Annotated in this window: 26 protein-coding genes; 10 read left to right on the top strand and 16 right to left on the bottom strand. The window is 62.2% G+C overall.

Translation table 11 applies throughout. The annotated features are described in order from the left end of the window. Positions 1–111 precede the first annotated feature (111 nt). Complete coding sequence (locus GN300_RS03285; RefSeq protein ID WP_063315920.1) at positions 112–1,350, bottom strand: MFS transporter; 1,239 nt, start codon at positions 1,348–1,350, stop codon at positions 112–114. Positions 1,351–1,463: 113 nt separating this feature from the next. Between GN300_RS03285 and GN300_RS03280 the strand changes: the two genes are divergently transcribed. Next, a complete protein-coding gene (locus GN300_RS03280) occupies positions 1,464–2,054 on the top strand; it encodes a TetR/AcrR family transcriptional regulator (RefSeq protein WP_007733425.1) in 591 nt (196 codons plus the stop codon). Here the strand turns inward: GN300_RS03280 and GN300_RS03275 are convergent. Next, a complete protein-coding gene (locus tag GN300_RS03275) occupies positions 2,012–2,632 on the bottom strand; it encodes a GNAT family N-acetyltransferase (protein ID WP_063316060.1) in 621 nt (206 codons plus the stop codon). The two genes, GN300_RS03280 and GN300_RS03275, sit on opposite strands and share 43 nt — an antisense overlap. Before the next feature lie 57 nt (positions 2,633–2,689). Further along, the gene (locus tag GN300_RS03270) at positions 2,690–3,274 is read right to left on the bottom strand and encodes a TetR/AcrR family transcriptional regulator (RefSeq protein WP_063315921.1); all 585 of its coding nucleotides are present in this window, start codon (positions 3,272–3,274) and stop codon (positions 2,690–2,692) included. Positions 3,275–3,361: 87 nt separating this feature from the next. On the opposite strand from GN300_RS03270, the gene GN300_RS03265 reads away from it, so the two are divergent. Then, positions 3,362–3,748, top strand: coding sequence for a DUF1304 domain-containing protein (locus GN300_RS03265; RefSeq protein WP_003939752.1), 387 nt, complete (start codon positions 3,362–3,364; stop codon positions 3,746–3,748). 7 nt (positions 3,749–3,755) lie between these two features. On the opposite strand, the gene GN300_RS03260 is transcribed toward GN300_RS03265, so the two are convergent. The 3 genes from GN300_RS03260 to GN300_RS03250 form a co-directional block, all read right to left on the bottom strand. Next, positions 3,756–4,265 carry a hypothetical protein gene (locus GN300_RS03260; protein ID WP_223304422.1) on the bottom strand — a complete coding sequence of 170 codons (510 nt, stop codon included), beginning with the start codon at positions 4,263–4,265 and terminating at the stop codon, positions 3,756–3,758. Positions 4,266–4,566: 301 nt separating this feature from the next. Further along, positions 4,567–5,412 (bottom strand): mycofactocin-coupled SDR family oxidoreductase, encoded by an 846-nt coding sequence (locus tag GN300_RS03255; RefSeq protein WP_063316061.1) that lies wholly within the window; start codon positions 5,410–5,412, stop codon positions 4,567–4,569. A gap of 93 nt (positions 5,413–5,505) precedes the next feature. Next, positions 5,506–7,422, bottom strand: a complete 1,917-nt coding sequence (locus GN300_RS03250) for a propionyl-CoA synthetase (RefSeq protein WP_063315922.1) — start codon at positions 7,420–7,422, stop codon at positions 5,506–5,508. 181 nt (positions 7,423–7,603) lie between these two features. On the opposite strand from GN300_RS03250, the gene GN300_RS03245 reads away from it, so the two are divergent. After that, positions 7,604–8,875: an MFS transporter gene (locus GN300_RS03245; RefSeq protein ID WP_063315923.1), complete on the top strand. Its 1,272-nt coding sequence runs from the start codon at positions 7,604–7,606 to the stop codon at positions 8,873–8,875. A 4-nt stretch (positions 8,876–8,879) separates the two neighbouring features. Here the strand turns inward: GN300_RS03245 and GN300_RS03240 are convergent, their stop codons facing one another. From GN300_RS03240 to GN300_RS03215, 6 genes are all read right to left on the bottom strand, one after another. Further along, a complete protein-coding gene (locus GN300_RS03240) occupies positions 8,880–9,920 on the bottom strand; it encodes a hypothetical protein (protein ID WP_007733419.1) in 1,041 nt (346 codons plus the stop codon). Continuing rightward, positions 9,917–11,404 carry a carboxyl transferase domain-containing protein gene (locus GN300_RS03235; RefSeq protein WP_003940141.1) on the bottom strand — a complete coding sequence of 496 codons (1,488 nt, stop codon included), beginning with the start codon at positions 11,402–11,404 and terminating at the stop codon, positions 9,917–9,919. Before GN300_RS03235 ends, GN300_RS03240 begins: the two co-directional genes overlap by 4 nt. 94 nt (positions 11,405–11,498) lie before the next feature. After that, positions 11,499–12,692, bottom strand: a complete 1,194-nt coding sequence (locus GN300_RS03230) for an ABC transporter permease (protein ID WP_007733417.1) — start codon at positions 12,690–12,692, stop codon at positions 11,499–11,501. Continuing rightward, positions 12,689–13,585, bottom strand: coding sequence for an ABC transporter ATP-binding protein (locus tag GN300_RS03225; protein WP_003939757.1), 897 nt, complete (start codon positions 13,583–13,585; stop codon positions 12,689–12,691). Before GN300_RS03225 ends, GN300_RS03230 begins: the two co-directional genes overlap by 4 nt. Positions 13,586–13,628: 43 nt before the next feature. Continuing rightward, the gene (locus GN300_RS03220) at positions 13,629–14,174 is read right to left on the bottom strand and encodes a hypothetical protein (RefSeq protein WP_003939943.1); all 546 of its coding nucleotides are present in this window, start codon (positions 14,172–14,174) and stop codon (positions 13,629–13,631) included. Then, entirely contained in the window at positions 14,167–14,490 is a 324-nt protein-coding gene (locus GN300_RS03215) for a helix-turn-helix transcriptional regulator (protein ID WP_003940147.1), read from the bottom strand. The genes GN300_RS03220 and GN300_RS03215 overlap by 8 nt, the downstream gene beginning before the upstream one ends. Before the next feature lie 109 nt (positions 14,491–14,599). Here GN300_RS03215 and GN300_RS03210 point away from each other — a divergent pair, with 109 nt between their 5' ends. The 3 genes from GN300_RS03210 to GN300_RS03200 all read left to right on the top strand — a co-directional run bounded on the left by GN300_RS03210 (position 14,600) and on the right by GN300_RS03200 (position 16,080). Further along, positions 14,600–15,016, top strand: a complete 417-nt coding sequence (locus tag GN300_RS03210) for a hypothetical protein (protein WP_233272329.1) — start codon at positions 14,600–14,602, stop codon at positions 15,014–15,016. Positions 15,017–15,090: 74 nt separating this feature from the next. Continuing rightward, positions 15,091–15,504: a VOC family protein gene (locus GN300_RS03205; protein ID WP_042451168.1), complete on the top strand. Its 414-nt coding sequence runs from the start codon at positions 15,091–15,093 to the stop codon at positions 15,502–15,504. After that, the gene (locus tag GN300_RS03200; protein ID WP_063315924.1) at positions 15,505–16,080 is read left to right on the top strand and encodes a TetR/AcrR family transcriptional regulator; all 576 of its coding nucleotides are present in this window, start codon (positions 15,505–15,507) and stop codon (positions 16,078–16,080) included. A 12-nt stretch (positions 16,081–16,092) separates the two neighbouring features. Here the strand turns inward: GN300_RS03200 and GN300_RS03195 are convergent, their stop codons facing one another. The 3 genes from GN300_RS03195 to GN300_RS03185 form a co-directional block, all read right to left on the bottom strand. After that, on the bottom strand, positions 16,093–16,932 hold the full coding sequence (locus tag GN300_RS03195; RefSeq protein ID WP_063315925.1) for an aldo/keto reductase: 840 nt from the start codon (positions 16,930–16,932) through the stop codon (positions 16,093–16,095). A gap of 145 nt (positions 16,933–17,077) precedes the next feature. Then, entirely contained in the window at positions 17,078–18,709 is a 1,632-nt protein-coding gene (locus tag GN300_RS03190; protein ID WP_030535395.1) for an ABC-F family ATP-binding cassette domain-containing protein, read from the bottom strand. 66 nt (positions 18,710–18,775) lie between these two features. Next, complete coding sequence (locus tag GN300_RS03185) at positions 18,776–19,372, bottom strand: class I SAM-dependent methyltransferase (protein WP_063315926.1); 597 nt, start codon at positions 19,370–19,372, stop codon at positions 18,776–18,778. Between the two features lie 130 nt (positions 19,373–19,502). Between GN300_RS03185 and GN300_RS03180 the strand changes: the two genes are divergently transcribed. Then, positions 19,503–20,351: an aldo/keto reductase gene (locus GN300_RS03180; protein WP_037128502.1), complete on the top strand. Its 849-nt coding sequence runs from the start codon at positions 19,503–19,505 to the stop codon at positions 20,349–20,351. Between the two features lie 64 nt (positions 20,352–20,415). Here GN300_RS03180 and GN300_RS03175 read toward each other — a convergent pair whose 3' ends face one another. Further along, the gene (locus GN300_RS03175) at positions 20,416–21,567 is read right to left on the bottom strand and encodes an NADH:flavin oxidoreductase (protein ID WP_007733403.1); all 1,152 of its coding nucleotides are present in this window, start codon (positions 21,565–21,567) and stop codon (positions 20,416–20,418) included. Between the two features lie 202 nt (positions 21,568–21,769). Between GN300_RS03175 and ctaD the strand changes: the two genes are divergently transcribed. The 3 genes from ctaD to GN300_RS03160 are packed head-to-tail and all read left to right on the top strand — an operon-like array spanning position 21,770 to position 24,518. Next, complete coding sequence (ctaD, locus tag GN300_RS03170; RefSeq protein ID WP_046379038.1) at positions 21,770–23,524, top strand: cytochrome c oxidase subunit I; 1,755 nt, start codon at positions 21,770–21,772, stop codon at positions 23,522–23,524. 45 nt (positions 23,525–23,569) lie between these two features. Beyond that, positions 23,570–24,043 (top strand): MarR family winged helix-turn-helix transcriptional regulator, encoded by a 474-nt coding sequence (locus GN300_RS03165; RefSeq protein WP_003939892.1) that lies wholly within the window; start codon positions 23,570–23,572, stop codon positions 24,041–24,043. A gap of 55 nt (positions 24,044–24,098) precedes the next feature. Then, positions 24,099–24,518: a DUF5313 family protein gene (locus GN300_RS03160; RefSeq protein ID WP_042451127.1), complete on the top strand. Its 420-nt coding sequence runs from the start codon at positions 24,099–24,101 to the stop codon at positions 24,516–24,518. Positions 24,519–24,522 lie beyond the last annotated feature (4 nt).

The following is a 24,522-nucleotide window of genomic DNA, read 5'->3' as shown; positions in this document are numbered from 1 at the left end:
AGCGTTCGGTTGGCTCTCTCGAAGACAACTATGTCGGAGCAGATCGATGTCGTATGTCCACTCCCCGGACCCTGTGCAGGCGGAACGGTGTGTCCACCGATCGGGGGACACCTACTCCGACACCGAGACGGCTTCGACCTTTCGCTCGCCGGTGACCAGCAGTCCGATCAGTGCGGCCGCCGCGAGCACCATGACGAGTGCTCCGTAGCCACGCGTCGTATCCACCAATCCGACCTTGCCGACCAGGTAGCCGGCCAGCAAGGCGGGAAGACTGTTGGCCAGATATGCGATGACGTAGACGGTGGACAACAAACCCGCGCGTTCGTGGTTCTCGGCCAGCGGCATGACGGTGAGGATAGTTCCTTGGAATCCTGCTCCGAAGCCGATACCTGCAACAGCCGTACCGACCAGAATCAATACGGCAGAGGATGTTTCAGCACCGATGAGTGTGACGGCCACCCCGAGCACCAAGGCGGTGGTTCCGATCAGCATCACGGTCCGGCCGCCGAGTTTGCGGAAGGTGAGTACTGCTGCCGCTCCGAATCCTGTCAGTGTTGCGACCATGACGGCACCGATGAGGGAGCTGTGAACGTCAAGTGCGTTGCGCGCCAATGCAGGTCCGAGTGAGAGGTAGAAACCTCCCAGCGCCCAGACCGCGATCAGGCACGGTGCGGTCAGGGCAATCATCGTGCGCGCCTGACGAGGAACGGCCAGTGTGGGGCGCAGGGACTGCCAGGCTCCGGGGCGTCCGCCCGAAGTCTCGGGAGCGGCCCATACTCCGAAGATCTCGAGAATGACAAGCACGAGAAGGACCAGGTAGACAGTGCTGGTGGGCCGGGGCAGGTGCTCGCTGATGAGGCTCGAACCCACTGCTCCGACTGCAAGCCCCATCGTCGGAGCGACGCTGTTGATGATCGATCCTCGGCCCGGAGTGCGTTCGAGGTCGATCAATGCCGAACCCAGAGCGCTGATTGCAGCGCCGGTGGCAACACCCTGTACGACCCGGGCGATGAGCAGGATGGTCAAACCGTCGGCCGAGGCGAACAGCGCGAGCGAGACTGCCTCGAGCGCGAGTGCTCCGAGCAGGACCGGGCGCCTGCCGATGTGATCGGACAGGGATCCGGCGGTCAGGAGCGTGGCGAGCAATGCGAGAGCGTAGATGCCGAACACGAGCGTCGACGCGAGCGAGGAGAATCCCCACAACTGTTGATAGTGCTCGTACAACGGTGTCGGGGTCGCGGATGCGCCCAGGAACGTGGCGATGATGACGGCGATGAGTGTGAAAGCGACGCCTCGCCCAAGGCGTGGGCGTGAAGTGCTCTCGGTCTGTGGTGAAACGGTCGTTGTCATTGTCGTAGCGCTTCCCGTGCGGGTGGTGAAGACTTCAAACGCAAATACTTTGCGTTTGGGACGCTACGCCTGGCCGTAGCCTAATGCAACATCTTTGCGTTATTATTGGATTTATGAGTCCGTCCGCAGGTCCGCGCCCCGGTGGCCGTAGTGCGCGCATCCAACAGGCCGTGCATGCGTCGGCGCGCAAGTTGTTGGAACAGCGTGATCGAGCCGAGATCACGGTGCCGATGATCGCGACCGATGCGGGAGTGACCCCGTCGACCATCTATCGGCGGTGGGGTGACATCAACGAAGTCTTTGCCGACGTCTCGATCGAGAGATTGCGCCCGGACGCCGACCCGCGTGAAACGGGCTCGCTCCGAGGGGATCTGACGATTTGGGCGCAGGAGTACCTCGAGGAGATGTCTGCGCCTGTCGGTCGTGCTTCGTTGCGTGACGTGTTGATGAGCGACGATCAGACGCATGCACCGGACGGTACGAAGAAGTTCAAGTGTGCCTTCTTCTGTCGGACGCAGATCGACGTGATCCTCGCGCGTTGGCCGGAAGCTGCCGGCGTGGATGGTGATTCGGTGGTCGACCATGTAGTGGCGCCGATCATCTACCGAATTCTGTTTGACCTCGAACCGGTCGTGCCGCAGCGAGTTGCGGAATTGGTGGATCAGACGCTTGCCCTCGCGGCGCGAGTCGTTGCCGAAGGCTGATCGCTACGTAGTCGGGCGTGGACGTGCATGTCGTGCCAGCCGTCGGCGTGCCTGGCGGAGCTTCGTCGAACACCTTCTTCGCTGAACCCTGCTTTGGTGGCGACTCGGCACGATCGTGGGTTGTGGATCGAGTGCTCGAGTTCCAGTCGATGAAACCCCGCTTCGCGGAATGCCCACTCGGACAGTGCGGTTACAGACTGGGTGCACAGTCCGCGGCCGCGCGCCGCTGGGGTCACCCAATACGCGAGCTCGGCAGTGCCGTCCCACAAATTCACCCCCTTTGCTGCGATTCGACCGAGGAGTTCATTTGTCTCGGGAGCGGCGATCGCCCAATGGCATTCGGATTCGCTTGCCCACCCGTCTCTCCACTGGGTGAGCCAACCCCGTGCTTCGTCGATCGAGTCGGCGCGGCGGATGTGCCAACGCTGAATCGACGGATCGCGAAAGGCTTCCATGACGGCCGGTGCGTCGTCGCGGGTCCAGGGTCGGAGAATCGCGAAAGTCCCGACGTGGATCGAGGGTTGGTCCATTCCCCGGAGATATCCAGCGGCGATAGCGGGCGTGGTCAACTTGGGCACGTGAAGCATCATCGCCTACCCGCCTGATGGCGGGCAATGGCGTGAGCTTTCCGGTCATTATCCCTGCCAGTCTGCGTTCAGTCGGCGCGCAGATTCCAGAGTTGCGATGGCCTCTTCGGTGTCAACTCGTGCGAGTACCAATGCACTTACCGTGCAGGAGAGAAGGATTCGAGTGCGATCTGAGAGCGTGGCGTCTGTCTCGGTTGGAAACGCGGCGTGTAATCCACTGTTGATCGCGTCGGCGAGTTCTCGGCGGTACGCGCGGATCACTGCGGCCGCCGCATCGTCGTGCGCGCCGAGTCCGGCAGCCGTATTGAGAAGTAGGCAACCGCGCCGAGGCGAGTCGGCGGTCATGGTGCCGATCGCGTGCGCAAGCGAGGAAAGGTAGTCGTCGACTGCGTCTGCCCCGGGATTTGTCGTGAGGCTGCGCAGACGTGGCCGGATGACATGGTCGAGGTACATCTGCACGGCGGCGTCGAACAATCCGCGCTTGTTGGTGAACGAGTTGTAGAGACTTGACCGACTCAGCCCCGTCGCGGATTCGAGGTCGCCGAGTGAGGCACCTTCGTATCCGCGTGCCCAGAAAACGTCCAAAGCGGCAGCGACCACGGCTGTTGTGTCGAATTCTTGTGATCTGCCCATCAAAGCCTCGCTCTTTCTGTATCGTTCGGTCCAGTATATATTGGACCGAACGATACAGAATTCACTCGAAGCAACAGGAGCTCACCGATGAACGTCGCCGGCTACATCTTCGCGGGACTGGCCGCAGCAGTGCACGTGTACATTTTTGTCCTCGAATCGATTCTCTGGACGGCCCCGAAGACCCGCGCCACGTTCGGCGTGAAGTCCGAGGAAGAGGCGATCACCACGCAGCCGCTCGCCTTCAACCAGGGCTTTTACAACCTTTTCTTGGCGATCGTGTCGGCGGTCGGCATCGTGATTGCGGCGACCGGCTCCGCGTCGGTCGGAATTGCCCTCGTACTGGCAGGCACAGGATCGATGGTTGCCGCGGGATTGGTGCTGATTCTCTCGTCTCCCGACAAAGCCCGCGCAGCCGTCGTACAGATGCTTTTCCCAGCTATTGCCGTTGTTCTGCTGGTAATCCACCTGCTCTGAGTGGTCTCTATCCGCCGCCGAGCACCAGTGATTCGATCAACGCAAAAGCACCGTTGAGTGCTCCGCAATCGAAGGCTTCGGCCAGGGCGTAACCGATGACAAGTTCGTCGGTGCTCGGCGTGCTCGACCAGACTGCGTCGGTCTGTCTGGGATCGGATTCCTCGTTCTTGGAGAAGTGCCCGATCCGCAATCCGTCGCGGGTGAATGCACTGTTCGCGTCGTCGACTGGGGCGAAGTTCAAACTCACGCCGTCGACGAGTGCCGAGACAGAGTACGAGCGACGGGACAGAAACCCTTTGCCGACAGTGAGTTCGACTTCATCGCCACCGACAGTGAAGAACAAGTCGGCGGCGGCGCGCGTTCCGATGGGTGTGCCTTCACGGCGCGGGGCATCGACTCGACGCGTCAACAGAGCGTGTGAGTTGCCGTTTCGGACGTCGACGACCCCCGTGTCGACATCGAACGAGATCTCGACTTTTCCGTGAATCGGGTCCATTACGGCGTATTTGACCGTCACTGTGCCTACCCCCTGTAAGTGTGAACTCGGGTCCATAATACGTGGTGGGAGCGTTGTCCAGTATGCCCGAATCCAAAAAAATAGTGCCGAATGACGCGCGTTTGCGGCCAAATGCTTCTACGCTGGGTCTTGGGTTTGTTGCGCATCCCACAACGGTTTGTCCCACGCCAGACGAGGAGCGCCTATGAGGTTGTCGACTACTTGTTCTGTTGCTACGAAGGCTTGATCAAGCCGGAATTGCCTCTGCCGGATGGTGCTCGAGACCCATCCGGCAGAGGCAATTCTGCATCAGTTCGGGCCTTCAGCCGCCGGCGAATTTTTCCGAGGTGCCGAGATCGATCGGCAACGCGATGCCGGTGATCCCGCGGCCTGCCGGCCCCACCAGATAGAACACCGCATCCGCAATCACCTCGGGGTCGACCCACGGGTGGGGCAGCAGATTCAGCTTCGACATGATCGGAGCGGTATCGGCGAGGACAGGATTCTCCAAGTCTGGACGGAACGCACGAATCATCGGTTCGTTGTCGATCATCGTCGTACGCACATTGCCCGGGTGTACGGAGTTGACTCGGATGTCTGCCCAGCCGAGTTCGTTGGCCAGAGACTTCGCCAACCCCCGAACGGCGTGCTTGGACGCGGAGTAATGTGCAATCCCCGGCACGCCTCGAAGCCCGGCCATCGAGCTGATCAACACAATGGATCCACCTCGATTGCCGTTCATGATGTGCGGAATCGACACCTTGGTCGTCAACCAGACGCCGGTGACGTTGATGTCCATCAGCTCGCGGAACTCTTCGGCGCTCAGGTCCCAGGACAATTTCGCCGACGCCGCGATTCCCGCGTTGGCGATCACGATGTCCAGTCGGCCGAGTTTCTCGACTCCGGCGTCGACCGCTGATTTCAGGGCATCGAGGTCGCGAGTGTCCGCGACGGATGCGACGATACGCCGGCCCTGAGCTTCGACCAGGGCGACGGTCTGGGCGAGGTCGGCTTCGGTGGCCATGTCGTACCCCGCCGTTGCGACCGGCGCGCAGAGATCCACCGCGATGATGTCCGCGCCCTCGGACGCGAGCTTGACGGCATGCGCCCGCCCTTGACCACGCGCCGCTCCGGTGATGAATGCGACCTGACCGTCCAAATTGCCCATCGAACTTCCCCTGCCCGTCTGAATCGTTGAAAACTGGAACGTGTTCATACTGCTACGTCCGGAGGCAGACAGACAGGGGAATTCGCTGAATCCTTATCCGCGAAGGAGTTTGGACAACTCGTCCAATACGCTCGCGTCCTCGATGGTCGACGGGACCGTGTACTCCTCGTTGTCGGCGATCTGCCGCATGGTCTTGCGGAGGATCTTGCCGGAACGAGTCTTCGGTAGTGCGGCGACGACGGTGACGTCCCGGAACGTGGCGACGGCACCGATCTGGTCTCGCACCCGCGCGACCAGTTCTTGTCGGAGTGTTTCGGGATCGATGTCGACGCCGGACTTGAGCACGACATAACCGCTCGGCCGTTGCCCCTTGAGTTCGTCGTGAATGCCGATGACCGCGCATTCGGCGACAGCCGGGTGGCCGGCGACGACGGCCTCCATGCTTCCGGTTGAAAGGCGATGTCCGGCAACGTTGATCACGTCGTCACTTCGTCCGAGCACGAAGACGTAGTTGTCCTCGTCGATGTATCCGGAGTCGCCGGTGAGGTAATAGCCTTCGAATGTCGACAGGTAGGACTTCACGTACCGGTCCTCGTCACGCCACAGTCCGGCGAGTGTTCCGGGAGGAAGCGGCAGGCCGATCACGATGTTGCCCTCGGTGTCCGGACCCACGAGTTCGCCCTTGCCGTCGACGATTTCGACGCGGTATCCGGGGCAGGCGACGGTGGGTGAGCCTGCTTTGATCTCCATCGGTTCGAGGCCGCGCAGGTTCGCGCAGATGGCCCAACCGGTTTCGGTCTGCCACCAGTGATCGACCACCGGGCGATCGAGAATCCGAGTAGCCCACTCGTAGGTGTCGGGATCCAAGCGCTCGCCGGCCGCGAACAGTGTGTCGAGCGACGAGATGTCGTACTTGGCAAGCTCTTTTGCGTCCGGGTCGGCCTTGCGGACCGCGCGGATCGCTGTCGGAGCGGTGAAGAGTGCCGACACGTTGTATTCGGAAATGATGCGCCAGAACGCACCGGCGTCGGGGGTGCCGACGGGCTTGCCTTCGTACATGACCGTCGTGGCTCCGGCGAGCAACGGTCCGTAGACGATGTAGGAGTGGCCGACCACCCAGCCGACGTCGGAGGCGGTCCACCACACCTGTCCTGGGCTGATGTCGTACAGATTCTTCATGGTCCACGTCAGCGCAACGGCATGGCCACCGTTGTCCCGGACGACGCCCTTGGGCTTACCGGTCGTTCCCGAGGTGTAGAGGATGTAGAGCGGATCCGTCGCGGCGACCGACACCGGGTCGGCCGGGGTGGCGTCGGCGATCAGCTCGTCCCAGTCGAACCAGGCTGCGGCACTTGACTTGTAGTCGGAAGCTGCACCGGGAATCTGCTCGCGATTCTTCACGATCACGGTGTGCGCGGGAGTGGCGGACAGTTGCAGAGCCTTCTCGACCATCGGCAGGTACTCGATTGTTCGTCCGGGTTCGAGGCCGCCGGACGCCGTCACGAGCACCACTGGACCGGCGTCGTCGATACGGGTTGCGAGCTCCTTGGCCGCAAAGCCGCCGAACACCACCGAATGCACCGCGCCGATTCGCGCACACGCGAGCATCGCGATCGCAGCCTCGGGGATCATCGGCATGTAGATGATCACGCGGTCGCCCGCCACCACACCCTGATCTTTCAAGACGCCGGCGAAGAGTGAGACCTGCTCGAGCAATTCGGCGTAGGTGTACGTGGCCTTGGTGGGGACCATCGCGGAGTCGAAGATCAACGCGGTCTGATCGCCGCGGCCGTCGCGGACGTGCCGATCGAGGGCATTGAAGCTGGTGTTGAGCGAAGCATCCGGGAACCAGCGATAGATCGGCGCGGCAGAGTCGTCGAGAGCCTTGGTGGGCGCGACATCCCAGTCGACGGCCCGCGCAGCGTCGAGCCAGAACTTCTCCGGCTGATCCATGCTCTCGCGATATGCGTCGGCATACGTGGTGTGGGACGCCTGCTCGGAAGAGCTCATCGACGTGTGTCCTCTCGTGAACTTCGTTTACCGGTGACCTGAAACACCTTAGGTCACCGTCAGTGCGGTGCGCCTCAGTAGCGGTGGGGGTACCGTCCCTTTGCGCCGGGCGGGCCTGTCCCGTCGGCCAGTGGCGCGCAGGGGTGGGATAGGGCAGGGACTGAAAGGGGGGGGGATCGATGTGACAGGTGCAGCGCAACGCGCAGGCTTCTGGGGAGTCCTCGCTCTGCGTGACTTCCGACTTCTGTGGACCGGCGACGCAGTCAGCGGTATCGGAAACGGTGTCACGACCGTCGTACTGCCGCTGATCGCGCTTCGCGAACTGGACGCGAGTAGCTTCCAGATCGGTGTGCTGGCATCGGCAGTGTGGTTGCCGTGGTTGATCGTCGGACTACCAGCCGGTGCCTGGATCGACCGGCTGCCTCGGCGCCCGATCATGATGATCGCGAACGCTGCGTGCGCGCTGTTCTTCGCGAGCATCGCGATCGCCGGCTTCCTGGAGGCGATGACATACGGCCACCTGCTCCTGGTCGCGCTGCTCACCGGTACAGCCACCGTCTTCTTCCAGGCGGCCTATCACTCGTATCTCCCCACGGTGCTCGCCGAAGCGGATCTTGTCGAAGGGAACTCGAAGATTCAGGGCGCCGAGGCCGCAACTCGGGTGATCGGCCCAAGCGTCGGTGGGCTGGTGGTTGCAACTGTCGGGCTCGCGGCCGGTCTGGTTGTCGACGCGTTCACGTTCGCCTTCTGCTTCGTATGCATCTGGCTGATTCGTGTGCAGGAGACCGTCCATCGCGGACAGAATCAGCGAGAACCGTTGCGACGCCAGATTGCGCTCGGACTGCGATTCGTCGCCGGTGATCCGTATCTGCGGTCGATCGTCGTCTACGGCACTCTGCTCAATTTCGGTCTCACCGGGTACTCCACGATCCAGATCGTGTTCCTGGAAAAGACGGTTGGCGTGGGGGAGTTCGGACTCGGGCTTCTCCTGGCGATTGCCGGGGTGGGCGGAATTGTCGGATCGATGATCGCGCGCCCGCTCGGCCGCAGATTCGGCACTGCCCGAAGCGTTCTCACCTGTCAGTTGGTGACGGGACCGTTCATCCTGTTAGCACCTCTGACGACGTACGGTGCCGGCCTGTTCTGGTTCTGCATCGGCGGCATGGTGATGGTTGCGGGCGTCGTGTCGTGCAACGTGGTGCTCGGCAGTTTCCGTCAAAGTTACTGTCCGCCGGACCGCCTCGGACGAGTGGTGGCAACGAGTATGTTCCTGCTGCACAGCAGCATTCCGCTCGGTGCGCTGACGGCAGGCTACCTCGGCGACGCAGTGGATCCGCGCGGGACGATGTGGATCATGGCCTGCCTGATCGCGCCGTGCGGATTGGTCCTGCTCTTCAGCCCGCTCCGCGGGATCCGCGATCTACCGAGTCGGCCTGCGGTCCCACTGCGGTAGAGGATTACTGCGGTAGAGCTGCGGCGGACTCTTCGCTTCGAATCGCGATGCGGAGAGTCGCGAGCATGAACAGTGACACCGCGAATCCGAAAAGCGCGCCGAACTGGTCCTGTGTGAACAGATAAACCTGCGTCACCAGGAGGCTCACGATGAGGGATGCACGCAGGAGCCTTAATGCTCGCAGGTACGGACCTCGGAAGAGGAACCACACTCCCAGAACCACAAGAACTCCGGTTGCGACGGTGGAGATCTGGACCACCAGGTCGGAGACGTCGTCGGCCTCGACGACGTTCTCGGAAACCAACGCGTAGATCACCTGGACAATCGCCAGAAGAGCCTGCAGTACGAACAGGGTCAGTACCAGTCGGCGGACGACCCGGTGCCGGAGCAGTTCCTCGGCACGGTGGAAGAACGCGTTGCGGCCACGAGTGATCTTCGATTCGATACCGCCGGTCGGCGGAGTCTGTGAATGCAGGCCGGCTTTGATCGAATCGACGAGGTCGGTGAGGCTGCGGTCTTCGACGCCGTCGAGTACGCGGAGGGCGTGGTTGTACTGGATCTCGTCGAGCTGACCGAGAGCGAGGTCCGAGAGCGCTCGCGCCCCGATGGCGAGCCGATGACGATCATTCATTCCGCGCCGAATCACCACCTCGCGCGCGGCAAGATAGAAGAGAACGAAGACGACGTACATGATCGCGATGGCAGGCTGGTAGAAGTAATCGACGTCGGCGGTGACGAATTTTCCGACCTCGTCAATGAAGAGACCGAACCCGATTCCGCCGACGAGCGTGGCCAGGTCACGCGTGCGAGAGCCTTCGGTGATGGCGGTCGCCACGATGGCTACGGCCATCAGCAATCCGCCCCAGAGAACGTGTGCGATGTGGAGGGCGCCGCCCCCGATCTGGGGATAGCCCGTTGCCGCCAGATATGCGCGGGTGATCAGCACGGTGGCGATGCCCGCGAACAGGAACAATTCGAAACGAGCGAGTGCCGCGCGGTCGTAACTGTGCGGCAGCGTCAGCGCATTCCGGTCCTTCGTCGTCATTGCGGAACTCCCAGGTTTCGATAGCGCGCGATACGGGAGGACTGGCGATCGGTGTCCGACTCTTCGGCAAGCACGAAGAGTTCGTGCGCTATCGCAGCCCCTACCCTCTTGGAGAATTCCACGGGTTCGTCGGCCGCGTCAGGCGTTTCGGGAATGATCGCGTCGATCACGCCGTCTCGAAGCAGATCCAACGAACGAATGCCCTGCGCTGCCGCCATCTCCGGTGCGTGACTGATGTCGCGATGGACGATCGCGCTTGCGCCTTCCGGCGGCAGGGGAGCGAGCCACCCGTTCTGTGCCGCGAGTACCCGATCGGCGGGCAGCAGCGCGAGCGCCCCGCCGCCTGTTCCCTGGCCGAGCAACACCGACACTGTCGGGGTCTTCAGCGTCACGAGGTCGGCGATGCAACGGGCGATCTCAGGGGCCAGTCCACGTTCTTCAGCTTCTTTGGACAGCGACGCGCCCAAAGTGTCGATCACGAGGACAAGCGGGAGTTGTAGTTCTTCGGCAAGTTTCATGCCCCGTCGCGCTTCCCTGAGCGCGGCCGGTCCCATCGTGGTGAGCGCGGATTGGCCACTGCGGTCCTGGCCGAGCAGGATGCACGGAAAGCCTCGGAAGCGGGCGAGCGAGAGCAAGATCGTCTTGTCGGTTTCACCCTGCCCGGTGCCGCTGAGCGGTACCTGTTCAGTTGCGGCATGGCGGAGCAACTGCCGGATGCCGGGTCGATCGGCCCGGCGCGAGAGCATCACCGACTGCCAGGCGGGAACATCGGGAATCTCGGGTGAGGGAATCGGGTCCGTGGCCGCCGGGGCCGGGGGATCGGTGAGCACGCACAACGCTCGGTTGACCAGCAGACGGAGGCGGTCGACGGGGACGACGCCGTCGATCACGCCGTTGCGATACAAGTTTTCGGACGTCTGGATACCGTCGGGAAACTTTTCGCCGTACAGGGATTCGTAGACACGGGGTCCGAGGAATCCCACCAGAGCACCGGGTTCCGCGACGGTGATGTGGCCGAGGGATCCCCACGAGGCGAAGACCCCGCCGGTGGTGGGATTGCGCAGGTAAACCAGGTAGGGTAGGTGTGCCGCTTTGTGAACAGCCACTGCCGCAGCGATCTTCACCATCTGAACGAACGCCACGGTGCCCTCCTGCATCCGCGTTCCGCCGGAGGTGGGCGAGGCCAGCAGCGGGAGTTGTTCTGCCGTAGCACGTTCGACAGCGGTCACGATCCGCTCGGCTGCAGCAACTCCGATCGAACCGGCGAGAAAGCTGAATTCACAGGCAATTACCGCGACCCGACGTCCCCGAACGGTACCGACACCGGTGACGACGGACTCGTCAACTCCGCTCTTCTCGCGGGCCTTCGCCAGGTCTTCCGCGTATTTCGCGCCAGGTCCGACGTCGACGGGCGGGGAGTCCCAAGAGACGAAGCTCTCGGGATCGAGTACCGCAGTGAGTAGTTCTTCGGCCGAGATTCGCACAACGTCCTCCAAGTAAGCAGCACCCCGTCCAGGATGAACCTACCTGGGCGGGGTGCTGCCGTGATCGTGTGGCGTCAGTTGTGCGCCGGATAAATCAGCGTCCGAACGCCTCTTTCCACGAAACGACCTTGCCGATACGAAGGATGGAGCGCTGGTAGATCTTTGCCGCGATCATCGACAGCGCAGCAGTCACGACCAGCATCAGCAGAATCGTTCCCACGATCTGGAACGGAGAAGCAACACCGGCGGAAATGCGCAGGGGCATGAGGATTGCCGAGAACGGCGGAATCCAACTCAACACGTTGCTCAGGGTTCCTTCTGGATTGCTCACCGAAACGAAAGCCACGCTGACCATTGCCATGACGAGCAGCGCGAGAGGCATCGCGGTGGCGTTGACGTCCTCCTGTCGCGAGACCATGGACCCGGCCGCGGCGTACAGCACGGCGAAGAAGAGGAAGCCGAGAATGAACCACCCGAGAGTGCCGAACAGAACGCCGATTGCGGTGCCCGTCACGGTCAGGACGCCCGTCGCCAGTCCGGTGGCGACGCCCGCGACGGCATAGGCAGCCATCTGCATCAAGCCGACAGCACCGATTCCGAGAACCTTGCCCCACAACAACTGCAGTGGACGGAGAGTGGAGAGCAGCAACTCGACGACACGGCTGGACTTCTCCTCGACGACGCCCATCGCCACGTACGTTCCGAACAACAGGATCTGCATGTACAGGAGCACCACAGCAGCGATCGACATCGCTATACGTTGGCCCTGTTCGGGATCCGGGGGATCGATGGCATCGATGGTGACCACTGCGGTGGACGTGGCTTCGGCGAGCTGAGCCGGGTCGATCCCCGCAGCGGAAAGCGCATTCGATTGTGCCTGCTGTGCAACGGAACTCTCGATGACGGCCCGCAGATTCGTGGCTACTTCCTTCTTGGTCACGACAGTGACGCCGCCGCCCGATCCAGCGATCACGGCCACGTCGAGGTCGCCGTCCTTGACTTGATCACGCGCGGTGCCGTCGTCGGAAACCTCCGTTACCGTCACCGGATTTCCGAGGGTGTCGCCGATGGACACCATCGTGGCACTGAGTGATTGGTTGCCGACCAAGCCGATCTTCGACTTGTCCTCGTCGCCGCCGGAGAAGAGCGAGAAGGCGATGATGCCGCCGATGATCGCGACCAGAATGATGACGTTGCTGATCACAAAACTCTTCTTCGAGATCTGCGTCATGAATTCGCGTCGGGCGACCAACCCGATGGCTCGACCTCCGCTCAACTGGTTGCTCATGCGGCTACTACCTCTCGGAACAGATCGGTCAGTGACGGACGTCGTAGCGTGAACTCGTGCACCGGTCCGGTTTTCAATGCTGCGTGCAGGATCTGCTGATCGTCGGCCGTGCCGTCGACGCTCAGGAGCGTTCGGCCGTCGAGGTGGCTCAGTGTGGTGACACCGATCAGATGGTGTGCCCAACCGACCGGCGCGTCAGGGGCGAAGACTTCGATTCGGCCGTCGCCCTTGCCTCGTAGCTCGTCGACGGTTCCGATCTCTCGCATGCTGCCGCGGCTGATGATGCCCACGCGATCGCACAGGCGCTCCACCAGATCCAGCTGATGGCTGGAGAAGATTACGGGAACGCCGGTGCGAGCCTTCTCGACCAGCACGTCACTCATGACATCGACTGCTACGGGGTCGAGGCCCGAAAACGGTTCGTCCAGAACGAGTACCGATGGGTCGTGAACCAGCGCCGCCGCGAGCTGCACACGTTGCTGATTACCGAGGGACAGGGAATCGACGGTGTCCTTGACGCGTTCGGCGATGCCCAGACGTTCGGTCCACCGCTCAGTGGCCGCGTGCGCGTCGGCCTTCGACAGTCCGTGTAGCTCGGCCAGATAGGAAAGTTGCGCTCCCACCTTCATCTTGGGGTAGAGGCCGCGTTCCTCCGGCATGTATCCGATAGTGCGACGCACGTCGAGGTCGACGGGTTTGCCGCCGAGGCGAACTTCTCCCGAATCTGCTCCGAGCACACCCAGCGCAATGCGCATCGTGGTCGTCTTGCCGGCGCCGTTGCTGCCGACGAATCCGAAGATCTCGCCTGGGCGCACTTCGAAACTCAGGTTGTCGAGTGCGACGACGTCGCCGTAGCGTTTCGAGATGCCGTCGATCGTGAGGGTGGCTGACATGGGTCCTTCCCATCGGTCGAGTGGTGCGCTTCGGTAATACGGGTCAGAGATCGAACTCTTCCGAATCAATCGGATCCGGGTCTGGATTGGTCCACGAGAGAATCATCGCGGGTGTGCACGCGCCGATCAGCATTGCAGTCAGTGCCAATAAACCTCCCGTGTAAGGCAGCCTCTCTACATTCCACTGCACCGACGAGGTGAAAATGAGGAAAATGGCGACAATGAAGACCAACGTTTGGGTCACGCTGAGCCCGACGGAGCGAGCGTCGTTGCGTTGCTGGATCTCCCATTCGTCCAACGCCTGCCGCGGAGCATCCCCTTGCCGGCCTGACACGATTTGAAGTGAGGACCACGTCGGCAGGAACAGCAGGGTGAGGACCGGCCATGCCACGGCGAAGAGCGGATTGAACAGGCATGCTGTGCTGACGGCAACCATCGTGGTGAACAGGACCGCCAGGGCGACGACGAGTACGCGCCGACGTCGACGGGTTCGCCAATTCGGGAGCCAATGTCGGAACGTCTCCTCGTTCTGCAGGAACCGCCGAGTGCGGTGGGCCTGGTAGCGGTCGATCAGATTTGATTCAGGCACTTGGCTTTTCACTCCCCTCGGTAGTGCGGTCAGATCGGTAGACCTCCGTCGACGGTGCATTCCGGTAGACCTCCGTCGACAGCGGCCCGAACTCCGTCCGGGAGAACACCGCCTCCACCGGGAGGTCGAACACCCAGCAGATTCGGAATGCAAGATCCAGGCTGGGGTAGTGGTCACCGCGTTCGAGTGCCCCCACCGTCTGCGGATTCACGTCGACGAGTTGCGCAAGCTGTGCCCGGCTCATCTTCCGCTCGGCGCGAAGCACTCCGATGCGATTGAAGATGGGGAGCGCGTCTCCCCGCCGGACTGGGCTCATGCATCAAAGTGTTGTAAAAACCCAACAATTTGTCAACACGAACCGCGATTGTTCCGCTTCTGGGGCGTGCCGGCGGATAAGGTTCGGGCAACGGAAGGGGCTTGGCATAGTGGTCGAACAGTTGGTGCTCGAAGAGTCCGGCCTGGTCGTGCAGGTGCGCGAGGATGGTAGCTACTGCGTGGGACCGCAAGGGCGCGAAGCGGTCTGGCGCGATCCGATGGAGAAGGGTGCAGTCATCGGTATCGGGCAGCACACTCCGGGGGATGTGGAAGGCGAATCGTGGTGGGTCGTGTACGGCCAGTCGGACATCGGGGCGGACGTCACCGTTCGACTCGAGGACGGGTCGCACGTGCCGGTTTCGCGCCTCGGTGAGATCTTCGCCAGTGAATGGGTGAGTACCCCGCAGCAGGCGTTGCTGTACCGGTCCGATCGCCCGGTGGAGTCGCAGCCCACTAAACTGTCTGTGCTGTTCGCCAGGCTGAAGTTCATGCCCAAGGCGGCGTTTCCGGAGAATGATCGCTTGTAGTTGCAGCGAGCTGCCGTCGGGAGGCTGGCAGCCATCTTCTCGAAACATTACGGTACGTACTGTACTGTTTTGGAATGACAACTTGGCCGAACGACCTCGCAGTAGTGCAAGTGCGCGTAGCGCGACCCACCGACAGGCTCGACGACGTGATTACGTTCTATCGCGACTGTCTGGGATTGCCAGAGCTCTACCGGTTCTCCGGTCATGCCGGGTACGACGGAATTATGCTGGGTCTGCCGGATTCGAACTATCACCTCGAATTCACGACCCACGAAGACGGAAGCCCGTGCCCGGCGCCGACGCAGGACAACCTGTTGGTGCTCTACTTCGCCGGCGAGTCGGCGATGTACGAGGTAGTTCAGAGGTTGGGGGAAGCAGGGCACGAACCCGTTGGCGCCGAGAATCCGTACTGGGAGGAGAATGCGGGGATGACTTTCGAAGATCCCGACGGCTGGCGTCTGGTGCTCATGCCGCGGCCGGTGCTGTAGATGGTGCGCGCCCGCGACGAGCGGATCGACGACGCCGTTCTGGCGGCAACCCTGGAGTTGTTGGGGGAGAACGGATATGCGGAGCTGTCGATCGGTTCGGTGGCGACGAGAGCGGGCGTGCATCGACCCGCCATCTACCGGAGATGGCCGTCGAAGCGGCATCTGGTGGTGGACGTCGTCGTGACGCACATCGGCACTGATCCAACGCCGGACACCGGCGATCTCAGGGCAGACCTGGTCGCCGGCATCACGACATTGGTTGTGGGACTGAGTGAAACGGTAGTCGGTCGGATCCTGCCCGCGTTGGTCGCGGATCTGGCGGCGGACCCGGAATTGGCGCGGGATTTCCAGTCGGCATTCTTTCAGCCTCGACGCGATTCCACTGCGGCAGTGCTGGAATCGGCGCGGCTACGCGGCGACATTCGGAGCGACTTCGACCTGGACTTCGTCCTGGACGCGCTGGCGTCGCCGATCTATTACCGAGCGTTGTTCCGTCACTTACCGCTGGACGCGCTCCTGGCCGAGCAGTCCGTCGATTCTGTGCTGCTGACGTTGACTCCCCACGAAAATTCTTGAAGCCGTTTCGATTCAGTTCAATTCGACTGGATCAGGCCCGACACGGCTGTCGGTGTTCAGCGCTGCGATGGCCGCTGACTCGTCGGCATCGAGTGTGAAGTCGAAGATTGCGGCGTTGTCGCGCATGCGGGCAGGCGTGACCGACTTCGACAGAACGGTGTGACCCTGTTCGAGATGCCAGCGCAGAATGATCTGTGCCGGGCTCTTGCCGTGTGCTGCAGCAATTTTCCCGATGGCCGGGTCGTCGAGGATGGTTCCCTGTCCCAATGGGCTCCAAGCCTCGATTTCGATGCCGCGACTTCGCGCGTACTCCCGTGACGCGTGCTGTTGCAGTCTGGGGTGCAATTCGATCTGGTTGACGGCCGGGGTGATCGAGCTGTGCTCGGCCAGCAGTTCGAGGTGCTCGGGCAGGAAGTTGGACACGCCGATCGCACGGGCACGGCCGGAGGCGAGGATCTCCTCGAAAGCGGCCCACGTTTCCACGAACAGGCCCTTTGCCGGCGCGGGCCAGTGGATCAGATACAGGTCGACGTAGTCGAGTCCGAGCTTGTCGAGGCTCGTGTCGAAAGCGGCGAGTGTTCGGTCGTGGCCCTGATCGTCATTCCACAGCTTGGTGGTGACGAACAGCTCTGACCTAGGGATATCCGAACCTGCGATGGCGCGGCCGACCCCGGCTTCATTTCCGTAGATCGCGGCCGTGTCGATGTGGCGGTAGCCGATCTCCAGAGCGGTGGCAGTGACCTCTTCGGTCTGCGCGTCCGGTACCTGGAAAACGCCGTACCCGAGTTGCGGGATGGTGATCGGCTCGCCGGTGGTTCCGTGAGTCAGTGTGCGGTCGGGGATCGACAACATTGAAGAGTGCCTTTCGGGACTGGGATGTGGCAGCTCGACGGGGGATCATGTCATCCGCGGGCCACCTATGCCGCGCATGCAACTATTGCGTGCGCCTGATAAATAGTTGCACACGCGGGTTGTCTGCGCAAGCAGAGTCGATCGGCTACTCCTCGAAGAGCTGTCCGTTCTCCATTCGCCACCGGCGCGTGCTTCGGGTGGACTGCAGCATGCGTCGATCGTGAGTGACCAGAAGGAGGGTTCCCTCGAACGACTCCATTGCCTGCTCGAGCTGTTCGATCGCCGGAAGGTCGAGATGGTTCGTCGGCTCGTCCAGTACCAGTAGGTTCACGCCGCGAGCCTGGAGCAAAGCAAGTGCAGCCCTTGTTCTCTCGCCGGGGGACAGGGAAGCGGCAGATCTGAGTACGTGGTGTCCGCGCAGGCCGAACTTGGCGAGGAGAGTGCGGACATCGGCATCGGGCCAGTCCGGAACCTGTGCCCCGAAGGCCTCCACGACTGGTTGATCACCTTCGAACAATCCACGCGCCTGATCGATCTCACCGATCGCGACACCGGAACCCAGCGACGCGATGCCCTCGTCCGGGACGAGTTTGCCGAGCAGGACGTTGAGGAGGGTGGTCTTGCCTGCCCCGTTCGCGCCCGTGACGAGAATTCGATCGCCCCAGTCGATCTGCGTCGTGACCGGACCGAACGTGAACTGACCGCGAGTTACCTTGGCGCCGTTCGTGGTTGCGACAACGGAACCGGACCGCGGCGCCGCCGCGATCTCCATGCGAAGTTCCCACTCCTTGCGCGGTTCCTCGACGACTTCGAGTCGCTCGATGCGACGTTGAGTCTGGCGTGCCTTCGCGGCTTGCTTCTCCGTCGACTCGGTCCGCAATCCGCGTCCGATCTTGTCGTTGTCCTTGGCTTTACGACGCGCGTTGCGGACGCCGTGTTCCATCCAGTTGCGCTGCATCTGTGCGCGATCTTCGAGATCGGAGCGGGTGCCTGCGTATTCCTCGAACGCCTCGCGTGCGTGCTGGCGGGCGATCTCGCGTTCGGCGAGGTACGACTCGTAGCCGCCGTCGTACACGGCGATGTCCTGTTGTGCCAGATCGAGTTCCACGATTCCGGTGACGGTGCGCGAGAGGAACTCGCGATCATGGCTCACGACAACCAGTGCTGCGCGCGTCTCGGCGACAAATCGCTCCAACTGCTCGAGACCGCGTAGGTCGAGATCGTTGGTGGGCTCGTCCAACAAGAGAATGTCGTAGCGCGAAAGCAACAGTGACGCGAGGCCGGCGCGCGCGGCCTGACCGCCGGACAATGCCGTCATATGTGCATCGAGTGGAACTCCGAGACCGAGTTCTTCGACCACCTTCTCGGCGCGCTCGAGCAGGTCGGCGCCGCCGAGAGCGAGCCAGCGTTCCAGTGCCGGGGAGTACAGATCCTCTTCGGCTTCGGCCAGGGTTTCGGCTGCGGCGTTCATGACTTCCTCGGCGTGGGCGACGCCGGTGCGGCGGCCGAGGAACTCGAGGACGGTCTCACCCTCGATGCGATCGGGTTCCTGCGCGAGGTAACCGACCGCAGCATCCGGCGGGCTGAGGATGATCGAACCTTCGACGTCGGCAGTTCCGATTCCGGCCAGTGCGGTGAGAAGCGTCGACTTGCCGGCGCCGTTCGCGCCGACGAGGCCGATGACGTCGCCGGGGGCAACGGTGAGGTCGAGGTCGGAGAACAGGGTGCGTTCTCCCCGGGAAGCAGAGAGGCCGCTGATGCGCAGTGTTGCAGTCACCTGAGAAGTATCCCCGGTGCTGTGCGCCTTTATTAACCGCGGGCGGTTAATAAAGGCGCACAGCAGTCAGCCACGGACCAGGTGGTACCAGCACGGATGTGCCGCACGGACCGGAAGTGGCGATTCACTCACGTCGGCGGCCGTACTCGAGGCCATCGACCAACCGTCGAATGCTCGCATGACGTCCTCCTCGGAGACGCCATGTGGCATCGGCCAACGGTGACCTGGCCCGAATGCGAACATCACCATGGACGCCCCGGGTGCGGTGATCGCGTTGACCGACCTCCCGTAGTCGCGTCGTTGATGATCGGTGAGCCCGTGAAAACAGCCGATGTCGAGCACCAGCATGTGCCCGCCGTCGACAGCAATGTGCAGGTCTGCCGCGTCCTCGTGGAGGAACCGGACGTCGACGTGTGCTTCACGCGCGTGAATGCGCGCTTTGTCCAGCGGTTCCTGTTCGGCATCGACGCCGGTGACGTGCCACCCGCGTTGCGCCAGCTCGATGGAATGGCGTCCGGTGCCGCAACCGATATCGAGTGCACGGCCACCTTCCGGGAGGGGAATCGCATCCAGAAGGCCGGACAGTTGAGCGTCGAAGCCGTGACCGGTGTGCTCCCATGGAGTGACGCCGACCTTGTAGGCGAGGCGATATCCGAGATTCATCGCTCTCTCTTTTCTCGAGGCGATTCGATTACTTGTATTCCAAGGTAGACCGGCATTTCGGGTGCGACAAGGGTGCGAAGAGGAGGTTCGGTGGGGAATGCCTCCTGGCGCCCGTGCGTTGGATCCACATATGACCGAGACCAACGATGTGACCTCTGTACCGACCATTGTTCTGAACGACGGTAAGACGATCCCCGCACTGGGATTCGGTGTGTTCCAGGTTCCGGACGACGAGACGCAGGAGGCCGTCTCCACAGCCCTGAAGACCGGCTACCGCAGTATCGACACCGCCAAGATCTACGGCAACGAGGTGGGCGTCGGCCGCGCGATCGCCGAATCCGGCATCGCCCGCGAAGACCTCTACATCACGACAAAACTGTGGAACGACGATCAGGGCTACGACTCGACGCTTGCGGCATTCGACGCCAGCCTCGACAAGTTGGGTCTCGAGTACCTCGACCTGTACCTGATCCACTGGCCGGTTCCGTCCAAGGACCTGTACGTCGAGACGTTCAAGGCATTCCAGAAGCTCAAGGCCGACGGACGGGTTCGATCCATCGGCGTTTCCAACTTCACCATCGAGAACCTCGAGCGCGTCATCGGCGAAACCGGTGAGGTGCCGGTCCTCAATCAGATCGAGCTTCACCCCAAGTTCAACCAGGCCGAACTGCGCGCCTTTCACACCGGCAAGGGAATCGCGACGGAAGCGTGGAGCCCGCTCGGACAGGGAACCGTTCTCGGCGACCCCGTCATCACCGCTATCGCCGACGCTCATGGCGTCACCGCGGCTCAGGTGATCATTCGCTGGCACCTGCAGATCGGAAACGTGGTGATTCCGAAGTCGGTGACCCCCGAACGTATCGCCGCCAACTTCGATGTCTTCGGATTCGAACTGACACCGGAACAGATCAACGCAATCGGTGCTCTCGACGACCCGGCCGGCCGCATCGGCCCCGACCCGGTCACGCTCGGCAGCTAGTACTTCCGGCAGACCCACAAACGGCACTCCCACAATTGCGGGAGTGCCGTTTTGTCGTGCGAGGTCAGTTCAGGTGTGTGCGATGTTCTGCGGTGAATGCGATGTGCTCGTCCGCGCGTCCGGTGCGGAGCTTCTCGACCCACTCGGGATCGGCGAGCAGCGCGCGCCCGATGGCAACCATGTCGAATTCACCCCTCTCGTACTGAGCTTCGAGACGCTCCAGTCCGGTGACAGCAGATGCAGCTTCGCCGGTGAATGCCGTCGTGAACACGGAATCGAGTCCGACCGAACCGACGGTGATGGTCGGCAACCCGGTCAGCTTCTTCGTCCAACCGGCGAGGCCGAGTGTGCCGTCTTCACCGTCGAGTTCAGCGAATGCCGGTTCCCAATGACGCCTCGTGGACGGATGCAGAACGTCGACGCCGGCGTCGACCAGGGGAGTGAGGATGCGGCCGAGTTCTGCCGGGCTCTGGGCGATACGAGCGTCGTAATGGCCGGACTTCCACTGCGAGAATCGGTAGACGATCGCAAACTCGTCCCCGACGGCCTCTCGGATTGCGGCGACGACCTCGGCCGGGAAACGGGTGCGGGCCTCGAGTGATCCGCCGTAGCCGTCGGTTCGGACATTGGTTCCCGCCCAGAGAAATTCGTCGAGCAGGTAGCCATGTGCTCCGTGCAACTCGAGACCGTCGAACCCGGTGTTCTTCGCGTTGAGTGCGGCGTCGACCCACGACTGCTTCAAGTCGTCGAGGTCAGAGGTGGTGAATTCTCGTCCCAGGCGGGTGCCGTCCAGTGCCAGGCCGGAGGGGCTGACGGTTTCGACCTCGGGGTTCAGGCGTGAGTTCTCGCCGCGTTCGACTCCGAGGTGCCACAGCTGAGGAATGATCGATCCGCCTTCGGCGTGGACGGCGTCGACAACCGACTTCCAGCCACCCAGGCTCGAATCGCCGTAGATGCGCGGTACGCGGGTGTGCGGGCCGGCTGCCGGGTCCGGGATGTACGTGCCTTCGGTGATGATCAAGCCGACACCCCCTGCTGCGCGACGACGGTAGTACTCGGCTACGTCGGCGCCGGGGATTCCGTCCGGCGAGAAGGCGCGCGTCATCGGGGCCATGGCGAAACGGTTACGCAACGAGAGTGATTTGACCTCGAAAGGCTCGAAGAGGCCGCGCAACGCGGAGGCCTCGGGTGCTGTCGATGTGTCGGGAAGAGTCACGGGTTTGTTCAACGCGGCGGACCCTCGACCTATTCCGCCGCCTGACTTTATCTCACCGAAATCTGCAAAAGGTTGCGTACGTTCGGTTTTCGATAGATGCTCACGTCGGCCACACTTAGTTTGTGCATTAACTATTAACATGCGATATGGTCGTGCGGAAAGTTCTTGAGGCGGTATCGAGCACGAAAGAGGACGCGCGAGCATGACGACAACGGTGCCGGACGAGCGGACCGGAGAGTTGGAGCCGATTCCGGAGCGGCCGTACCCGAAGCGCCGTGATCCCAAGGGGTCGTGGATGTTCGACATGATCAAGACCACCGATCACAAGAAGATCGGGATCATGTACATGATCACGGCTTTCGTGTTCTTCCTGATCGGCGGCCTGATGGCCCTGTTCATGCGTGCGGAACTGGCTGTCCCCGGGATGCAGTTCCTCTCGAACGAGCAGTTCAACCAGTTGTTCACCATGCACGGCACGATCATGTTGCTGCTGTATGCGACGCCCGTCGTTTTCGGCTTCGCGAACTACATACTTCCGCTGCAGATCGGTGCCCCGGACGTGGCGTTCCCGCGTCTGAACGCATTCGGGTTCTGGCTCTTCACTTTTGGTGGTCTCATCGTTCTCGGCGGATTCCTCACGCCGGGCGGCGCTGCCGACTTCGGTTGGACCGCGTACACCCCGTTGTCGGGTGCGGTGCACAGTCCCGGCGTCGGCGCCGACCTGTGGGTCTTCGGTCTGACGGTCGGTGGCCTCGGCACCATTCTCGGTGCGGTCAACATGATCACCACCGTGATCTGCCTGCGCGCACCAGGTATGACGATGTTTCGGATGTCCATCTTCACGTGGAACATCTTCATCACCAGCATTCTGATCTTGATGGCGTTCCCGCTGCTGACCGCTGCGTTCATGGGTCTGTTCGTCGACCGTCACCTCGGTGGACACATCTTCGACCCGGCGTCGGGTGGAGTTCTGTTGTGGCAGCACCTGTTCTGGTTCTTCGGTCACCCCGAGGTGTACATCATCGCGCTGCCGTTCTTCGGCATCGTCTCGGAGATCTTCCCGGTCTTCAGCCGTAAGCCGATCTTCGGGTACACCGGATTGGTCTATGCGACACTGGCGATTTCAGCTCTGTCGATCGCGGTGTGGGCTCACCACATGTACGCGACGGGTGCTGTTCTCCTGCCGTACTTCTCGTTCATGACGTTCCTGATCGCCGTGCCGACAGGTGTGAAGATCTTCAACTGGATCGGCACGATGTGGAAGGGGCAGTTGACCTTCGAGTCGCCGATGCTGTTCTCGGTCGGCTTCCTGATCACCTTCCTCTTCGGTGGTCTGTCGGGTGTCATTCTCGCGAGCCCGCCGATCGACTTCCATGTCACCGACACGTATTTTGTCGTCGCCCACTTCCACTACGTGGTCTTCGGTACGGTCGTGTTCGCCACGTACGCCGGTATCTACTTCTGGTTCCCGAAGATGACCGGTCGCATGATGGACGAGCGTCTCGGCAAGTGGCACTTCTGGACCACGTTCGTCGGTTTCCACGGCACGTTCCTCGTTCAGCACTGGCTCGGCGGCGAGGGGATGCCGCGTCGCTATGCCGACTACCTGCCCTCGGACGGGTTCACGGTGCTGAACTCGGTGTCCACGATCTTTGCCTTCGTGCTCGGTGCCTCGACGCTTCCGTTCATCTGGAACGTTTTCAAGAGCTACCGCTACGGCGAAGTTGTCACCGTCGACGATCCGTGGGGTTACGGAAACTCGCTGGAGTGGGCAACCACCTGCCCGCCGCCGCGTCACAACTTCACCGAGTTGCCGCGCATCCGCAGTGAGCGTCCGGCGTTCGAGCTGCACTACCCGCACATGGTGGAGCGAATGAGGGCGGAAGCGCACGTGGGTCTCACCGGGCAACCCACGTCGACGTTGGAGAAGAGTGACGATCGTCGCCAGATTGATTAGTGCAATAATAGTTTCTGCACTAATTAATCTGATAACATCGGATTCATGACGACGAAGGCTCCGCAGACGCAGATGGATGATCCGCTGGCTCTCGACCGGCAGGTGTGCTTTGCACTTGCGGTCGCGAACCGGGCGGTGCTGTCCGTCTACCGGCCACTGCTCGAGCCGATGGGCCTCACGCATCCCCAGTACCTGGTGATGCTGGCACTGTGGGGAAAGTCGCCGATGGCGGTCAAGGAAATCGGGCAGGCACTGCAACTCGATTCGCCGACGCTGTCGCCGCTCCTCAAGCGACTCGAGGCGTCCGGACTGATCACGCGAACCCGTAGCCGCGCCGACGAACGGCAACTGGACGTGGACCTCACCGAAGCCGGTGTGGCACTGCGCGCGGAGGCGGAGAAGATCCCGCCGGCGGTTGTCGCGAAGCTCGGCGTCAGCCTCGCCGAACTCGAAGAACTCCACAATGTTCTGACGCGGGTCAACGAGGCCGCGCTCCGCGCCGGAGCCTTGGACCAATGAGAGAAATGTGATGACTGCATCCGAAAGAAACGTGATGACTGCGTCAGTACCGTCGATGCGTACCGAACAGGTGACTTCCGTGACTTCCAAAAAGCAACGTACGAGCCCGAATCCTCTTCAGTGGTTGGGTTATTCAGTGGGGCGCAAACTGCCCGATTCGATGCAGGACTGGGTACGAAACGACCTGATCGGTGACTGGGCCGTGCCGCGTCACCTGATCCGAAGCATGGTGCCGTTCATTCCAGTGTTCGCGGCCTTCATGCTCTTCCCCGGACCGTGGGCCCTGCGGGCATCGATGGTGCTGCTCGGAGTGCTTCTGGCACTGTTCTATTCGGTCTCCTACATGGCTCAGAACAGGTCGCGCCGCCTCGAGCGTCACGGTTTGCCTTCCGACCTCGAGAACCCGAAGAAGATCTCGCGCCACGACGCCGAGAAGGCCGCCTACGAGAAGTTGCACGGCGGCCCCGCGACGTAGACGC

It is taken from the genome of Rhodococcus sp. Ni2 (assembly GCF_021352185.1).
Classification (GTDB): domain Bacteria; phylum Actinomycetota; class Actinomycetes; order Mycobacteriales; family Mycobacteriaceae; genus Rhodococcus_F; species Rhodococcus_F qingshengii.
The sequence above is the reverse complement of the archived record's forward strand: the minus strand, read 5'-3'. Positions and strand labels throughout refer to the sequence as shown.

What these genes read in the sequence shown, in the direction of transcription:
- GN300_RS03285 (WP_063315920.1), bottom strand. Translation starts at nt 1,350, where the DNA reads ATGACAACGACCGTTTCACCACAGACCGAGAGCACTTCACGCCCACGC.
- GN300_RS03280 (WP_007733425.1), top strand. Translation starts at nt 1,464, where the DNA reads ATGAGTCCGTCCGCAGGTCCGCGCCCCGGTGGCCGTAGTGCGCGCATC.
- GN300_RS03270 (WP_063315921.1), bottom strand. Translation starts at nt 3,274, where the DNA reads ATGGGCAGATCACAAGAATTCGACACAACAGCCGTGGTCGCTGCCGCT.
- GN300_RS03265 (WP_003939752.1), top strand. Translation starts at nt 3,362, where the DNA reads ATGAACGTCGCCGGCTACATCTTCGCGGGACTGGCCGCAGCAGTGCAC.
- GN300_RS03255 (WP_063316061.1), bottom strand. Translation starts at nt 5,412, where the DNA reads ATGGGCAATTTGGACGGTCAGGTCGCATTCATCACCGGAGCGGCGCGT.
- GN300_RS03250 (WP_063315922.1), bottom strand. Translation starts at nt 7,422, where the DNA reads ATGAGCTCTTCCGAGCAGGCGTCCCACACCACGTATGCCGACGCATAT.
- GN300_RS03240 (WP_007733419.1), bottom strand. Translation starts at nt 9,920, where the DNA reads ATGACGACGAAGGACCGGAATGCGCTGACGCTGCCGCACAGTTACGAC.
- GN300_RS03230 (WP_007733417.1), bottom strand. Translation starts at nt 12,692, where the DNA reads ATGAGCAACCAGTTGAGCGGAGGTCGAGCCATCGGGTTGGTCGCCCGA.
- GN300_RS03225 (WP_003939757.1), bottom strand. Translation starts at nt 13,585, where the DNA reads ATGTCAGCCACCCTCACGATCGACGGCATCTCGAAACGCTACGGCGAC.
- GN300_RS03215 (WP_003940147.1), bottom strand. Translation starts at nt 14,490, where the DNA reads ATGAGCCCAGTCCGGCGGGGAGACGCGCTCCCCATCTTCAATCGCATC.
- GN300_RS03205 (WP_042451168.1), top strand. Translation starts at nt 15,091, where the DNA reads ATGACAACTTGGCCGAACGACCTCGCAGTAGTGCAAGTGCGCGTAGCG.
- GN300_RS03200 (WP_063315924.1), top strand. Translation starts at nt 15,505, where the DNA reads ATGGTGCGCGCCCGCGACGAGCGGATCGACGACGCCGTTCTGGCGGCA.
- GN300_RS03195 (WP_063315925.1), bottom strand. Translation starts at nt 16,932, where the DNA reads ATGTTGTCGATCCCCGACCGCACACTGACTCACGGAACCACCGGCGAG.
- GN300_RS03185 (WP_063315926.1), bottom strand. Translation starts at nt 19,372, where the DNA reads ATGAATCTCGGATATCGCCTCGCCTACAAGGTCGGCGTCACTCCATGG.
- GN300_RS03180 (WP_037128502.1), top strand. Translation starts at nt 19,503, where the DNA reads ATGACCGAGACCAACGATGTGACCTCTGTACCGACCATTGTTCTGAAC.
- ctaD (WP_046379038.1), top strand. Translation starts at nt 21,770, where the DNA reads ATGACGACAACGGTGCCGGACGAGCGGACCGGAGAGTTGGAGCCGATT.
- GN300_RS03165 (WP_003939892.1), top strand. Translation starts at nt 23,570, where the DNA reads ATGACGACGAAGGCTCCGCAGACGCAGATGGATGATCCGCTGGCTCTC.
- GN300_RS03160 (WP_042451127.1), top strand. Translation starts at nt 24,099, where the DNA reads ATGCGTACCGAACAGGTGACTTCCGTGACTTCCAAAAAGCAACGTACG.